This is a genomic window from Qipengyuania aurantiaca (assembly GCF_019711375.1).
Lineage (GTDB): Bacteria > Pseudomonadota > Alphaproteobacteria > Sphingomonadales > Sphingomonadaceae > Qipengyuania > Qipengyuania aurantiaca.
The window spans coordinates 479,993-493,859 of sequence record NZ_CP081295.1 but is presented as its reverse complement, the minus strand read 5'-3'; the positions used below and the strand labels follow the sequence as shown (position 1 = coordinate 493,859).

Here is a 13,867-nt window from a genome sequence, read left to right as displayed (position 1 = left end):
TTGAGCTTCCTTCCAGCTGAAAGATTTCCCGATGGCCAATGTTACCGTGATCGGTGCCCAGTGGGGCGATGAGGGCAAGGGCAAGATCGTCGACTGGCTCGCCAGCCGCGCCGATGCCGTGGTCCGTTTCCAGGGCGGGCACAACGCCGGCCACACGCTGGTCATCGACGGCACGACCTACAAGCTCTCGCTGCTGCCCTCGGGCATCGTGTCGGGCACGCTCTCGATCATCGGTAACGGCGTGGTGCTCGATCCGTGGGCGCTCAAGGCGGAAGTCGAAAAGCTGGAAGGCCAGGGCGTCACCATCAACGCCGACAATCTGGCGGTGGCCGACAATTGCCCGCTGATCCTGCCGATCCACCGCGATCTTGATGGCTTGCGCGAAACCGCAGCCGGTTCGGGCAAGATCGGCACCACCGGCCGCGGCATCGGCCCGGCTTACGAAGACAAGGTCGGTCGCCGCGCCATTCGTGTGTGCGACCTTGCCCATCTCGACGATCTGGAGCCGCAGCTCGACCGTCTGTGTGCCCATCACGACGCTCTGCGTGCCGGTTTCGACCAGCCGCCCGTCGACCGCGGGGCCCTGCTCGAGGAATTGCGCGGGATCGCCGACTTCGTGCTGCAATACGCCCAGCCGGTGTGGAAGCGCCTCAAGAAAGTGCGCAAGGCGGGCGCGAAAATCCTGTTCGAGGGCGCGCAGGGCGTGCTGCTCGATATCGACCACGGCACCTATCCCTTCGTCACCAGCTCGAACACAGTGAGCGGTACGGCGGCTTCGGGCAGCGGCCTCGGTCCCAATGCGACCGGCTACGTGCTGGGCATCGTCAAGGCCTACACCACCCGCGTCGGCAGCGGCCCGTTCCCGACCGAGCTGGAAGACGAAATCGGCCAGCGTCTTGGCGAGCGTGGTCACGAATTCGGCACCGTAACCGGCCGCCAGCGCCGTGTCGGCTGGTTCGATGCGGTGATCGTACGACAGAGCTGCGCGATCAGCGGGGTGACCGGCATCGCGCTCACCAAGATCGACGTGCTCGACGGGCTGGACGAGGTGAAGATCTGCACCGGCTACCGCCTGCGGAACAACGTCTACGACTACTTCCCCAGCCACGCCGCCGACCAGGCCGCGGTCGAGCCGATCTACGAGACGATGGAAGGCTGGAAGGAATCAACCGCCGGCGCGCGCAGCTTCGCGGACCTTCCCGCCAACGCGGTGAAATACGTCCAGCGTATCCAGGAACTGATCGAAACGCCGGTTGCACTGGTCTCGACCAGCCCCGAGCGGGACGATACGATCCTCATGCGCGATCCCTTCATGGATTGATCCGGACTGGAGGCCCCAGTCTCCGACCAATTCAATCCCGCTTGGCCCTTCCGGGGCTTAGCAGTCCGCGTCCAATCACGTGTGCCTGTATTTCGCCGGCCCCTTCGAAAATATTGAGGATGCGCGCGTCGCACAGCACGCGGCTGATCTCATATTCGAGCGCATAGCCATTGCCGCCGTGAATTTGCAGCGCGTTATCGGCCGAGGCCCAGGCGACCCGTGCGGCCAGCAACTTGGCCATGCCGGCCTCGATATCGCAACGCTCGCCGCGATCCTTCTGGCGCGCAGCCGACCAAGTCAGTTCGCGCGCCATGACCAGCTCGCATGCCATCATCGCCAGCTTGTCCGACACGCGGGGGAAGGCGAGGAGGGGCTTGCCGAATTGCTTGCGCTCGCAGGCGTATTTGAGGCCGAGGTCGAAGGCGTTCCATCCAACGCCCACGGCGCGCGCGGCCGTTTGGATGCGGGCGCCTTCGAAGGTCCGCATGAGCTGCTTGAACCCCTGTCCTTCCGCGCCGCCGAGAAGGCCGCCTGCGGCAACTCGGAAACCATCGAAGCCGAGCGCGTATTCCTTCATGCCGCGATAGCCGAGAACCTCGATTTCGCTGCCGTCGATGCCGCCATCGGGAAAAGGGTGCTTGTCGGTGCCGCGGGTCTTTTCCGCCAGCATCATCGATAACCCGCCATAGCCGGGCGTTGTGGGATTGGTGCGGCAAAGCACTGTCATGAGATCGGCTCGCGCGGCATGGGTAATCCAGGTTTTTGCCCCGTCGATCCGCCAGCTGTCGTCGGCTTGCCGCGTGGCGCGGGTGCGCACCGAGGCGAGATCCGATCCGGTATCGGGTTCCGTGAAGACGGCGGTCGGAAGGACAGACCCGTCCGCAATGCGGGGCAGGAATTTCGCCTTTTGCGCCTCGGTGCCGTTCTCGCCGATCAGTTCGCCGGCAATCTCGGACCGCGTGCCGAGCGATCCGGCGCAAATCCAGCCGCGCGAAAGCTCTTCCGAGACAAGGCACATCGCCTGTTTGCCCAGACCCAGGCCGCCGTATTCTTCCGCGATGCAGACACCGAAGACGCCGAGTTCGGCCATCTCCTCAACCACCGGCAACGGGATCAGTGCATCGGCAAGATGCCATTCGTGGGCGTGCGGAGCGATGCGGTCGGCGGCAAAGGCGCGAAACTGGTCGCGGATCATGTCGAGCGTCTCGTCGCCCGTGCCTTCGAAGGGGCGTTCGCCTGCCGCAAGCCTTTGGGCAAGGTCGGCCCGGGCCTCCGGCGCGTTGCCTTCCGCAAGGAAATGACGCAGCGATGGCTCGTCCTCGAAAGCGCGGGCCTCGGTCAGCAGACCATATTCCGCCGGGCGCACCACCTCGCTCTGGCTCATGGCGACACCGCCGGCGATTTGGGCGCAATAGTCACCCATGCCGATTTCGAGCACGCGGGTTTCGATGGCGCCGAACTGCCCGGCCGCCTCGGCCCTTGCGGCCCAGTCGACCAGCGCCGCCAGTGCATCGGCGAGTGTGGCGGTCCAGGCAAAACCATGCAATCGGCGTTGCTGGCGCTCGGCCTCCGCCATGTCGATCCGGCCATCGGAGACGAGCCGAGCGTTCAGGCTGGTGCGGATCGCGCTGGTGTACGATTGGGCTGCCGCCACAGCCTCGCGGGCGAGCGCCAGAGTGTCGGTCACCGGAACGAGGCCTTGGCGGACATCGCGATGAGGCCATCGCAGCGCACGGCTTCATAGGTGTTCTCGTCGCTGCGCCGCAGGGTGATCGGCTGGCCGACGAAGAGCGGGGCCATCGCCCGGAAGGAGAAGCTCGCCAGCGCCCCGTCGCGCATGGCGAGGGCAGCCAGCTTGGCGGCCGTGAAGGGGCCGTGGACGATCAGGGCAGGATAGCCTTCGACCTGAGTGGTGTAGGGGTGATCGTAATGGATGCGGTGGCCGTTGGCGGTTGCGGCAGAGAAGCGGAAAAGGTTGACCTCATCGGGCTGCCAGCGCTCGCCCTCCGGTGTGTCGTCTGCAGGAACCGGCATGGGGGCAGGTTCGCCTTCGCCGCGATAGACGTAGGTCTGGACCTCGCGCACGCGCAGGCTCCCCTCCTGCTCCAGCCGCTTTTCGACCTTGGCGAAAACGAGATCGCCCGTGCTTCCCGACTTGTGCGTGAGGTCGGCCACCGTGCTCACCTGCCGTGCGGGGGCGCCGATTTCGAGATCGCTCACAAACTCGATGCTGGACGCAGCATACATGCGGCGCGGCAGCGTTACATCGGGGAGGAAGTCACCCCGGCGCGGATGGCCATCGGACCCGATTTCCTCGTCGAGCGGGGAGGGCAGGAAAAACGCCCAATGCGGCAGCGGGACGCCGCCAAGTTCGTCCCTGCACCCGACTGCCCGACCGAACCGCTGTAGGGCTGAGGCTGCAAGAACCTCCTCGGCGACCTGCTGGCGCCCGACCGCCTGCTGCCAATCGTCAAGCAGCGTTTCGGTGATGGAACTCATCCTCAGGCGCCCTTGAAGTCCGCCTTCCGTTTCTGGAGGAAGGCCATTGCGCCTTCCATGGCATCCTGCGTGCCGCCTGCCTTGCGCTGGGCGACCGCTTCAGCGGCCAGCGTCGATCCCAGATCCGCCTGCAGCCCATCGCGCATCGTCTTCTTCATCAGGCCGAGCGAGAGGGTCGGACCGCGCGCCAGCCGTTCGGCCAGCGCCTGCGCCTCGCTCTCCAGCGCGTCATCCTCGACACATTTGTAGATGAGACCGATGCGCTCGGCTTCCTCGGCAAAGATTTTCTCCCCCAGCATCATCATTCGCGTGGCCTGTGCGGTGCCGACGAGGCGCGGAAGCATCCAGCTTGCGCCGCCATCGGGCACGAGGCCGATGTTGACGAAGGCCTGGAGGAAATAGCCGCTCTTGCCCGCGATCACAAAATCGGCGGTCAGCGCAATGGAGCAGCCGACCCCTGCAGCCGGGCCCTGCACCATGGCGACGACCGGCACCGGCGCGTTCGCCAGCGCCTGGATCATCGGGTTGTAGTGGCGGCTCAGCGACGAAAATGCGCGGTCGCCCCCGGTGATCGAGGAATCGGCGTTTGAAGCGAGGTCGGCGCCCGAACAGAAGGCCCGGCCTTCGCCTTTCATTAGCACAGCGCGGGCATCGCCCAGATCGCGAATGGCGTCGAAAATCTCGTCTGCCATCTGCGGCGGGCAGGCGTTGAGCCGCTCGGGCCGTGCAAGCGTGATCGTGAGGACATCGCCTTCGCGGGTCGCACGGATGGTTTCGAATTGGCTCATAAGTGAATCAAACCCCTTTCTCTCGCGCCCAGAGTGAAAGCTATCGTTGTGATTTGCAACTCACTTGGCCACCCAAATGCCGGGGTGCCCCCAGGGCAGGCAAAGGCTACGATTTCGCGGGAGGAATGGTGGGCGCGGCAAGGATTGAACTTGCGACCCCACCCGTGTGAAGGGTGTGCTCTACCACTGAGCTACGCGCCCGCCCGTATCGCGGCAATGACTGCCGGGCAGGGGCGCGCCATTACGCGGCGAATCGCCTCATGGCAAGCGGGTCAATCGGCGAAAAACGAAACCAGTCTGGCCAGCGCGCCGTCGAAGCGTCGCTCTCCCTGAGCCTTGGCAAGGGCAGGGGAAGGGCAGACGAGGCAATAGGCCTGCGCGCCGCTGGTTCCGAGCAGGCGCTGCGCATCGGTGAAGATCATGCTCGTCCGCGCGCGCTGCTCGCCCGCCAGCATGGCGAAGACATCGCGGCCGCCGGCTTCTTCCTCGCCGACCAGCCATTGGCGAAGGATCGTGTCCGCCGTGCTCTGCTCGGCGCCGAGATAGACCGGCGCCCATTTCTCGTCGCCCAGTTCGGCCTGCGCGGCGACCCATTCGAGCGCCTCTGCCATCCCGCCATATTCGTCAACAAGGCGGATCTGGCGTGCGGTTCCGCCATCCCAGACGCGGCCCTGGCCGACGCGGTCAACCTGCTCGAGGCTCATCTGGCGCGAGGATGCCACGCGGGTCAGAAAGTCGGCATAGCCGTCTTCGATTGCGGCCTGCAGGATGCGCTCCACCTCGGGCGTGAAGCCGGCGATGGGGTCGGGCTGGCCCGAGAGCGGCCCTGTCTGCACGCCGTCTGCGTTCACGCCGAGCTCGGCCGCGGCATCCTCGAAGGTGGGAATGACGGCGAAAATGCCGATGGAGCCGGTGATCGTCTCGGGTTCCGCAAAGATGCGGTCCGCCGGGGTCGCCACCCAATAGCCGCCGCTGGCTGCGACATTGGCCATAGAGACGGCGACCGGGATGTCCTTCTCCTTGTGACGCAGGATGGCGTTGCGGATTTCCTCGCTGGCAAGCGCCGAGCCGCCCGGGGAATCGACGCGCACGACCAGGCCCGCAAGATCCTCGTCGAGCGCTTCGTCGAGCAGGGCCGCGATGCGCGCGCCGCCCGCGGTGCCGGGGCCAGCCTCGCCATCCACGATCTCGCCGGCGACGGTGACGACGCCGATGCGACGGCTTTCAACCGGCCAGGGATTGTCTTCGAGCCAAGCGGCAAGCTGGGTCGAGGGATAGGCGCCGGGCAGGTCGCTCCATTCATCCTCGCCTACCAGTTCGACGACGCGCTCGTTGAACTGGGTGCGCGTGCCAAGCTTGTCGACCAGCCCTGCGTTAAGCGCAGCAGTCGCCAGATCGCCATTGGCCGCTTCCACCCACGCTGCCGGATCGCCGCTGACCAGCTTGAGGTCGGCAGCGGGGCGCGCCTTCTTCACATTCGCCTGCCATTCCTCCCACAGTGCGCCGTAAAGCGCCTGCGCGTTTTCGCGCGCGGGCTCGGACATGCCGCTTTCGGTGTAGGGTTCGACCGCGCTCTTGTAGGTTCCGACCTTGTAGACGCGGGCGTTTACTTTCAGCTTTTCGAGCAGGCCGGCGTAATAGAGGCGATTGCCGCCCGGTCCGGCGACGAAAGCGCCGCCCTGCGGGTTTACCCAGACCTCGCTGGCGTGTGCGGCAAGGAAGACGCCGTCATCGGCATAGGCGGTGGCGTAGGCCAGCACCGGCTTGTCCGCCGCGCGCACGCGGTCGAGCGCTTCGCCTACTTCGGCAAGATGGACCTGTCCTGCCCCAAGGAAGCTGTCGAGATCGAGGACGACGGCGGTGATCCGCTCGTCCTTTGCGGCTGCATCGATGGCGCGGACGAGGTCGCGGGCCTGGTATTCGCCCACCGGTGCGCTGCCCGAAAGCAGGGCGGCAAAGGGGTCGATCGGCGTGCGCTCTTCGACGATCACGCCATCGAGTTCGAGCAGCAGGGCCCCTTCGCGGACCTGCGCCGGGCTGGGCCGCGCGGTAAGGAGTGCGAAAAGCAATGCGAAGAACAGCAGCATGAAAAGAAGGACGAGCCCGTCCTTGATGCCGACCAGCAAGCGCCAGACCTTGCCTGCAAAATGCATGAAATCACGTCCCCAGTATTTCTCTTGGCCCAAGCCTAGGGAAGGGCGCAGGCTTGCGCCACAGGAATATGCTTGAGGGGGCGATAGCCCTCGACTAAGGGCATGGCTTTAATGACACCTTCGGACACCTCGCCCCATGCGGCCCGCTATCCTGCGGGTGGCCTCGCATTCCCGCATCGCGACCTCCTCGGCATCGGCCAGCTGGAGCGCCACGAGATCCTCTTCCTCCTGGATGAGGCGGAACAGTGGGTGACCCTCAACCGGCAGAGCGCCAAGCATGTCGACGCGTTGGCCGGGCTCACCATCATCAACGCCTTCTTCGAGAATTCCACGCGCACGCTGCTGAGCTTCGAGATCGCGGGCAAGCGGCTCGGCGCGGACGTGGTGAACATGCACGCCGCGCAGTCGAGCGTGAAGAAGGGCGAGACGCTGATCGACACCGCGATCACTCTGAACGCCATGCGCGCCGACGCCATCGTCATCCGCCACGGATCGAGCGGGGCGACCGGGTTGATCGCCGACAAGGTCGACTGCCCCGTGCTCAACGCGGGCGACGGGCAGCATGAGCACCCGACACAAGGCCTACTCGATGCATTGGCGCTGCGCCATGCCCTGCGCGAGCGCGGCGAAAGCGCGGAGGACTTCACCGGCCTTAACGTCGTGATCTGCGGTGATATCCTGCACAGCCGCGTCGCTCGCTCCAACCTGCTCTGCCTGCAGGCGCTGGGCGCGAGCGTGCGCCTCTGCGCGCCGCCCGCGCTGATGCCGGTGGGGATCGAGGCGATGGGCGCCGAAGTGTTCCACGATTTCGACGCAGCGCTCGACGGGGCCGATGTCGTCATGATGCTGCGCCTCCAGACCGAGCGGATGAGCGGCCAGTTCATCCCCTCGGAGCGCGAATACCACCACCTTTACGGCCTCACGAAGACGCGGCTGGAAAAGGCCAAGAAGGATACGCTGGTGATGCACCCGGGGCCGATGAACCGCGGGGTGGAGATCGACAGCGATGTGGCCGACATGATCGATCGCTCGATCATCACGCGGCAGGTGGAAATGGGTGTGGCCATCCGCATGGCCTGCCTCGATGTGCTGACCCGCCGCGTTCGCGGGGTCGAGGGATGGGGAGAGGCGGCATGAAGCAGACCGCACCCGTCACGATCCGCAACGCGACGCTGGTCACGCCCGACGGCTTGCGCGAAGGCGCTCTGCGCATGGAGCATGGCCGGATTGCCGCGCTGGGCGATATCGATGCGGATGGAGGCGAAAATGTCGATGCCCGCGGAAAGCTGGTCGCACCGGGCCTTGTCGATCTCGGCGTCTTTGCAATCGACAAGCCGGCGTTCCATTTCGGCGGCATAACGCGCGCCGCGCTCATGCCCGACCAGTCGCCGCCGCTCGACCTGCCGAGCCGGGTTTCGTATATTTCCAAGAGCGGCAAGCCCGACTTCTGGGTGCACCCGCTCGCAGCTGCGACGCGCGGCCTCGAAGGGCGCGAGATCGCGGAAATCGCGCTAATGCGTGAAGCCGGAGCGCGCGGTGTGGCGACGGGCCGTCAGTGGATCGCCGACAGCGGCGTGATGCTGCGCCTGCTGCAATACGCCGCCATGCTCGACATGCCCGTAATCGCCCATGCCGAGGATGCGGCGCTAGTGGGCGAGGCCGTGGCCACGGCAGGCGAATACGCCACGCGACGGGGTCTGCCGAGCGCGCCTGCCGAGGCGGAAGCGATTGCCATCGCCCGCGACCTCGCGCTGGCCGAGATGGCTGGCGCGCGGCTGCACTTCCGCCAAGTGACGACGCGCGCAGGGCTGGACCTGGTGCGCCGCGCCAAGGCCTCGAGCCAGCGGGTGACCGCCGGTGTGACGCCCGCGCATTTCATGCTTTCCGACCTCGCCACGGCCGAATTCCGCACCTTTGCCCGCCTCTCGCCGCCGCTGCGCAGCGAGGCCGACCGCCACGCCGTCCGCGAGGCCATCGCCGATGGCACGATCGACATCGTCTCCAGCGGGCACGATCCGCGCGGGCCAGAGGACAAGCGGCTGCCGTTTAGCGATGCCGAGCCGGGCATGGCCGGAGCCGAAACGCTGCTTGCCATGGTGCTCTCGCTGGTGCGCGACGAGGTGATCGACATGCCCCGCGCTTTCGAACTGGTGTCGACCAACCCGGCCCGCCTGCTGGGCGTCGAGGCGGGTAGCCTCATCGAGGGTCACGAGGCCGATGTCGTACTAGTCGATCCGGACAAGCCCTGGGTAATCCAGAGCAGCAAGATGGCCGCGACTGCCGGCAACACGCCTTTCGACGGGCAGCCCACGCAAGGCCGCGTTGCCGCCCTGTGGAAGGGCGGGGTCGCGGTCGAACTTTAAAGCACTCGCGAATAAGAAAAGGCCCCTTCCGGACGGATCCGGAAGAGGCCGAGGCTCGGTGGTAACTTTTATGTGCGCGTGTGGTTTTTAGCGCGCTGCGACCCGTACGGTTCCGTTGTCGAGCAGGGCACCCGGAAGCGGGTTGGCCTGCGCATAGGCGATGCAGCCACCGCCCTTGCCCTTGACGCTCGAGCACAAGGCGCGGGCGCTATCCTTGGCATAGCCGACGGCGGCCACGCGGAAGTAGAGCTTGCCGTTGACGCGGGCACGGCTGATGACGCGCTCGGCTTTGGCGAGTTCGGGATACATCTGCTGGAACTTGGTCCAGCCCAGTTCGGCGTCTTCCATCGAGAAGTAGGAGCCGAGCTGGATGTTGTAGTCGCCATCCGCGAGGTTGAGCGCCGGGACGGCTGCCGCATCCTTGCGCGGTGCAGGTGCCGGAGCTTCGGCCTCGGCGACACGCGGAGCGGGCTTGGCGGCCGGAGCGGTCTCTTCCGGAAGCGCGGCGACGATCACGGCGCGCGGCGCCTCGTCTTCGGCCTGAGCCTTGCGCTCGTTGAAGAAAGGATCGTCGAAGACGATGCGCTGCGGCGGAGCGGCAGGCGCTTCGGCGGGTACTTCCTCGGCAACGGCAAACTCGATCACCGGCTCGGTGGTCGGAAGTTCGGCCTCGACGTTCTCCGAAGCGAGCATCTCGACGCTCGGATTGTTCGAAAGCGCGAGCATGGCGGGCTGGCCCTGGTCTTCGACGATGTCGACCTTCAGCAGGCCGGCCACGCGCTGGCGGTAGAGTTCGGGATGCGCGGTGGCGCCCCACTCGGCCATGCGCTCACCGACCTTGTCGGCCGGAACGTCTTCGGAAACCATCAGGCGCGCTTCGCGCCACTGGCCGCTCATCGCATAGGCATAGGCAAGGTTCTGGCGAACCTTGGCCGTGTTGTTGCCGGCGCGAAGCGTGTTCGAAAGGATGTGGACGCCGCGCTGCGGCTGGCCGGCCAGCGCAATGGCGAGGCCGAAGTCCGACGGGTCGATCGCGGCTTCGTGGCGCTCGAGCGTGTAGATTGCGGCGGGACGGTCGCCCATGCCGGTCTGTGCCAGCGAAAGGCTGATCACGGTGCGCGGCGAGGTATCGCCGAGCGCGATGGCGTCTTCGAAGCTCTGCGCTGCCGAAGCGAAGCGGCCTGCTTCGAGATAGGCGTTGCCAAGCAGGGTGCGGGCATAGGCATCGCGCGGAGCAGCCAGCACGGCGGCTTCGGCGTGGGTCACGGCCTTGTCGGCCTTGCCTTTCTGGAGGGCGACCTCTGCCTTGCCGGCCGAATGGGCGGCGGTGGGCGCAACCTTGCCGGAGCAACCGGCGAGGGCCGTCGATGCAAGCGCCGTGGTGACGGCAAGCTTGATGAAAGTGGAGTTGCTCTTTTTCATTCTATTACCCCTCAAAAGGCGATCCCACGTCCTTCAAGTTCAATTCGGGCCGCGCTGCACCTGGGCAGCGAGCATCGCGATTTCCGGCATTTCGGCCAAAAGGCCGTCGAGAGCGTCGGTCACGAGCTGCTGTGCGCTGCTGCCGCGAACGGTGCAGGCGAGGCGCAGCATCAGGTGACGCTCCGGATCGAGACGCAGCGTGAAGGCTGCGCGCTTGCCCTTGGCGACCGTGTTCGAGCGGGCCGGGGCAGGCTTGATGGCTTTGGGAAGGACGACCCTGGCGACCGGTGCGGCCTCCACGATCTCTTCCTCGAATTCCTCGTCGTCCTCGTTATCGGCTTCGACCGAGGTCTTGCCGTCGAGTTGGCTGGCGATGCGATCGAGCGATTCGCGCACCTGGTTCTGGCCCGAGGACGGGTCCTTCTTCTGGAGCGGGGTGATCGGAACCACGCGGGGCTCCTCGATCTCCTGGCCGACTTCCAGTTCCGAAGCGTCGTAATCCTCGCGCTCTTCCAGCGGGGGAAGGGCGGGTTTCTTGATCAGGCTCGATTCGGCGAGCGATGCGGATGCGTGATTCGCAGCAGGCGCTGCGGCCGCGGGCATCGCGTCGGGCGAATCTTCACCCATGTCGTTCCAGCCCAGGTCTTCGAGATTGGCGGCCGCGGCAACACCGTCGACCGGTCCCAGCACTGCCGACTGCGGACGCATGGCAGGCTTGGCGCCGCCCTTGCGTGCAAGCAGGGTCGAAGACAGGGAAGCGAAATTGGCGTCTGACATCCGGCTGGCCTCCGCCTTTCCTTACGTTGCTCTTACTGGGCGACCCGACGGCCGAAGCCACCGGCGGGACGATGAAGACCGGGCTGCTGCGCGGCTGCGGCCTGCTGGCCGGGCGCGGCGAACACGGTCCGACGGAACTGCTTTTCCAGCCGGTCGGAAATATACTTCCACAGCGCGGTGATTTCGGCCGAGGAACGGCTTTCCGGGTCCACTTCCATCACCGTGCGGCCGTCGATCATCGAGGCGGCAAAGTCGGTGCGGTGGTGAAGGGTGATCGGGGCAACCGTGCCGTGCTGCGACAGCGCGACGGCGGCTTCCGAGGTGATCTTGGCCTTGGGCGTTGCCGCGTTGACCACGAAGATCAGCGGCTTGCCGGCGCGTTCGCACAGGTCGACCGTGGCGCCCACGGCACGAAGATCGTGCGGGCTGGGGCGAGTCGGGACGACGATGAGCTCGGCCACCGAAATCACCGACTGGATCGCCATGGTGATCGCGGGCGGCGTATCGATGACCGCAAGCTTAAAGCCCTGCTGGCGCAGGATCGCAAGGTCGGCTGCGAGTCGCGCAACGGTGGTCTGTGCGAATGCGGGCAGTTCTGCCTCGCGCTCGTTCCACCAGTCGGCGAGCGACCCCTGCGGGTCGATGTCGATCAGGACGACCGGGCCTGCGCCCGCTCGCTGGGCCTGAACGGCCAGATGTCCGGAGAGCGTGGTTTTACCCGATCCGCCCTTTTGTGATGCCAAAGCCAGTACACGCAAGGCTAGGTCCCCCTGTAGCGCCTGTATCAATCCGTTTTGCCGCTTGTGGGCGGCGGTCTCGAATTAGGGGGATCGCAGACTACCCCTAATTTAGGGTTAATATCGTTCAACATTTGCCGCAGGGTCGCTTTGGAAGGGGTTTTGCGGGACTGCCCTGGCCCCGCCGTGGATGCCCGCGCACGCTTCCCGAGATGCGGCCGTTCCTGTGCACTGCGACATCATGGACTATGGGCTGGCATGCCCGCCTGTGCCTATGTGCGAGGCCTTGTCCTAGCGAGAGGGAGTTAAGAGAGGGTGAGCGCGCAAGGAGAAGAGGGGCCGGCTGACACCGCACCCGAGCCGGTCGCGCTGACCGGAGGGCGAATCGCGAGTCTAGACTTCATCCGCGGCATCGCCGTCATGGGTATCCTTGCCGCCAACATCATCTCCATGGGTCAGCCCTTTACCGCCTCGATCTATCCAGGAGCCTTCGCGTCGGGTCACTCGGTATCCTATGACTGGATGTGGGCCGCGCAATTCGTCCTGATCGACGGCAAGATGCGCGGGCTTTTCACGCTGCTTTTCGGGGCGGGCATCTATCTCTTCGTGGAGAAGGCACGGGCGAAAGGGGCGAGCCGCTGGCTGCAAATCCGGCGCCTGCTGTGGCTCGGGATCTTCGGCCTCATCCATTATTACCTGATCTGGCGCGGCGATATCCTGCTTGCCTATTCGATGGCCGGGATCGCGGCTGTGCTCCTGTTCATCGACCTCGAACCGCACAAGCAGATGGTGCTCGGCCTGCTCGGCTTCTTGGCAGGGGCAATCTTCTACGGCGTGACCATGGTCTTCATGCAGGTGGTCGCCGATGGTCCGGAGCCTGACAGCGCCGCGCTGGCTCAGGTGCAGGCAGAGCTCCTGGCCGGTGCCGAGCGGGATCTTTCCGATGGACGGAGCGAAACGCGCATATGGCAGGAAGGCAGCTATGGCGATCTCGTGGGGCATACCTTCGAGCAACACGGCAGCGCGCCCTTTACGGATCCCTGGCTGCTGGTGTTCGAAACCCTGCCGCTGATCTTGATCGGAATGGCGCTTTACCAATTCGGCCTTTTTACGGGCGGGATGGATCCGCGGAAGCAACGGCTGTGGGGGTGGGCAGGCTTGGCGCTGGGCGTTTTCCTTACGACGATAATCGCGCTTGCGACGATCCGGGACGGGGTCACTTATTACGAAGGCTTCGCCGCGCGACTCGGATGGGGGTACCTGCCGAAGCTGTTCATGACACTGGGTCTGGCCTCTCTCCTCGCGATAAACGCGCCCAAGGCGGGACACTTCCTGGCCGATCGAGTGAGCGCGGCGGGAAGGGCGGCGTTTACGAATTATCTCGGCATCTCACTCGTGATGCTGTTCGTGTTCGGAAACTGGGGCCTCGATCTCTTCGGGCGGCTGGGTCGCAGTGAACTCTATCTCGTGACAGCAATTGCGTGGGTCGTGATGCTTGCGTGGTCCAAACCATGGCTCGACCGTTTTCGATACGGTCCGCTTGAATGGGTGTGGCGGTGTCTGACCTATGGCAGGCTCTTCACTCTACGGCATCCATCCCGCAGCTAGCCGCTTCAGCCCCTTTCAGGACCGGGCTCTGGCGATCCTCTGAACGAGGCCATTAGACTTCCCACGAGATATTGCCCTCATAATGAAAAGGTGGGGCCAATCAGGCTCGAGAGACCTCCCAGAATGTCGCCCGCTCGCGTCCGTGCTTTGTCAGCCGGGCAAGGCACCGCCCGTCCTGCCGGATCTCTGCGCTTCCCGC

At 65.5% G+C, this 13,867-nt stretch carries 11 protein-coding genes and 1 tRNA gene; 4 read left to right on the top strand and 8 right to left on the bottom strand.

Annotated features, from left to right (window positions below; translation table 11 throughout):
* Nucleotides 1-31: 31 nt before the first annotated feature.
* Nucleotides 32-1,321: an adenylosuccinate synthase gene (locus K3148_RS02400; protein WP_221425747.1), complete on the top strand. Its 1,290-nt coding sequence runs from the start codon at nt 32-34 to the stop codon at nt 1,319-1,321.
* 31 nt (nt 1,322-1,352) lie between these two features.
* On the opposite strand, the gene K3148_RS02395 is transcribed toward K3148_RS02400, so the two are convergent.
* The 5 genes from K3148_RS02395 to sppA form a co-directional block, all read right to left on the bottom strand.
* Nucleotides 1,353-3,008, bottom strand: coding sequence for an acyl-CoA dehydrogenase family protein (locus K3148_RS02395; RefSeq protein WP_221425746.1), 1,656 nt, complete (start codon nt 3,006-3,008; stop codon nt 1,353-1,355).
* Nucleotides 3,005-3,820 (bottom strand): HTD2 family dehydratase, encoded by an 816-nt coding sequence (locus K3148_RS02390; RefSeq protein ID WP_221425745.1) that lies wholly within the window; start codon nt 3,818-3,820, stop codon nt 3,005-3,007. The genes K3148_RS02395 and K3148_RS02390 overlap by 4 nt, the downstream gene beginning before the upstream one ends.
* 2 nt (nt 3,821-3,822) lie before the next feature.
* A complete protein-coding gene (locus tag K3148_RS02385) occupies nt 3,823-4,608 on the bottom strand; it encodes an enoyl-CoA hydratase-related protein (protein WP_221425744.1) in 786 nt (261 codons plus the stop codon).
* A 126-nt stretch (nt 4,609-4,734) separates the two neighbouring features.
* Nucleotides 4,735-4,809 (bottom strand) — tRNA-Val (locus tag K3148_RS02380).
* A gap of 71 nt (nt 4,810-4,880) precedes the next feature.
* Entirely contained in the window at nt 4,881-6,761 is a 1,881-nt protein-coding gene (sppA, locus tag K3148_RS02375; RefSeq protein WP_221425743.1) for a signal peptide peptidase SppA, read from the bottom strand.
* Nucleotides 6,762-6,872: 111 nt separating this feature from the next.
* Between sppA and K3148_RS02370 the strand changes: the two genes are divergently transcribed.
* Nucleotides 6,873-7,898 carry an aspartate carbamoyltransferase catalytic subunit gene (locus tag K3148_RS02370; protein ID WP_221425742.1) on the top strand — a complete coding sequence of 342 codons (1,026 nt, stop codon included), beginning with the start codon at nt 6,873-6,875 and terminating at the stop codon, nt 7,896-7,898.
* The gene (locus K3148_RS02365; protein ID WP_221425741.1) at nt 7,895-9,124 is read left to right on the top strand and encodes a dihydroorotase; all 1,230 of its coding nucleotides are present in this window, start codon (nt 7,895-7,897) and stop codon (nt 9,122-9,124) included. Before K3148_RS02370 ends, K3148_RS02365 begins: the two co-directional genes overlap by 4 nt.
* Nucleotides 9,125-9,211: 87 nt before the next feature.
* On the opposite strand, the gene K3148_RS02360 is transcribed toward K3148_RS02365, so the two are convergent.
* The 3 genes from K3148_RS02360 to K3148_RS02350 are packed head-to-tail and all read right to left on the bottom strand — an operon-like array spanning nt 9,212 to nt 12,081.
* On the bottom strand, nt 9,212-10,546 hold the full coding sequence (locus tag K3148_RS02360) for a tetratricopeptide repeat protein (protein WP_221425740.1): 1,335 nt from the start codon (nt 10,544-10,546) through the stop codon (nt 9,212-9,214).
* 39 nt (nt 10,547-10,585) lie between these two features.
* Nucleotides 10,586-11,323, bottom strand: coding sequence for a hypothetical protein (locus tag K3148_RS02355; protein ID WP_221426739.1), 738 nt, complete (start codon nt 11,321-11,323; stop codon nt 10,586-10,588).
* 32 nt (nt 11,324-11,355) lie between these two features.
* Entirely contained in the window at nt 11,356-12,081 is a 726-nt protein-coding gene (locus tag K3148_RS02350; RefSeq protein ID WP_221425739.1) for a ParA family protein, read from the bottom strand.
* A 294-nt stretch (nt 12,082-12,375) separates the two neighbouring features.
* Here K3148_RS02350 and K3148_RS02345 point away from each other — a divergent pair, with 294 nt between their 5' ends.
* The gene (locus tag K3148_RS02345; protein WP_247711618.1) at nt 12,376-13,668 is read left to right on the top strand and encodes a DUF418 domain-containing protein; all 1,293 of its coding nucleotides are present in this window, start codon (nt 12,376-12,378) and stop codon (nt 13,666-13,668) included.
* The last annotated feature ends 199 nt before the right edge of the window (nt 13,669-13,867 follow it).

Excerpts from the sequence above, each read along its gene's own strand:
- K3148_RS02400 (WP_221425747.1), top strand. The coding sequence starts at position 32 with ATGGCCAATGTTACCGTGATCGGTGCCCAGTGGGGCGATGAGGGCAAG.
- K3148_RS02390 (WP_221425745.1), bottom strand. The coding sequence starts at position 3,820 with ATGAGTTCCATCACCGAAACGCTGCTTGACGATTGGCAGCAGGCGGTC.
- K3148_RS02385 (WP_221425744.1), bottom strand. The coding sequence starts at position 4,608 with ATGAGCCAATTCGAAACCATCCGTGCGACCCGCGAAGGCGATGTCCTC.
- sppA (WP_221425743.1), bottom strand. The coding sequence starts at position 6,761 with ATGCATTTTGCAGGCAAGGTCTGGCGCTTGCTGGTCGGCATCAAGGAC.
- K3148_RS02370 (WP_221425742.1), top strand. The coding sequence starts at position 6,873 with ATGACACCTTCGGACACCTCGCCCCATGCGGCCCGCTATCCTGCGGGT.
- K3148_RS02365 (WP_221425741.1), top strand. The coding sequence starts at position 7,895 with ATGAAGCAGACCGCACCCGTCACGATCCGCAACGCGACGCTGGTCACG.
- K3148_RS02360 (WP_221425740.1), bottom strand. The coding sequence starts at position 10,546 with ATGAAAAAGAGCAACTCCACTTTCATCAAGCTTGCCGTCACCACGGCG.
- K3148_RS02355 (WP_221426739.1), bottom strand. The coding sequence starts at position 11,323 with ATGTCAGACGCCAATTTCGCTTCCCTGTCTTCGACCCTGCTTGCACGC.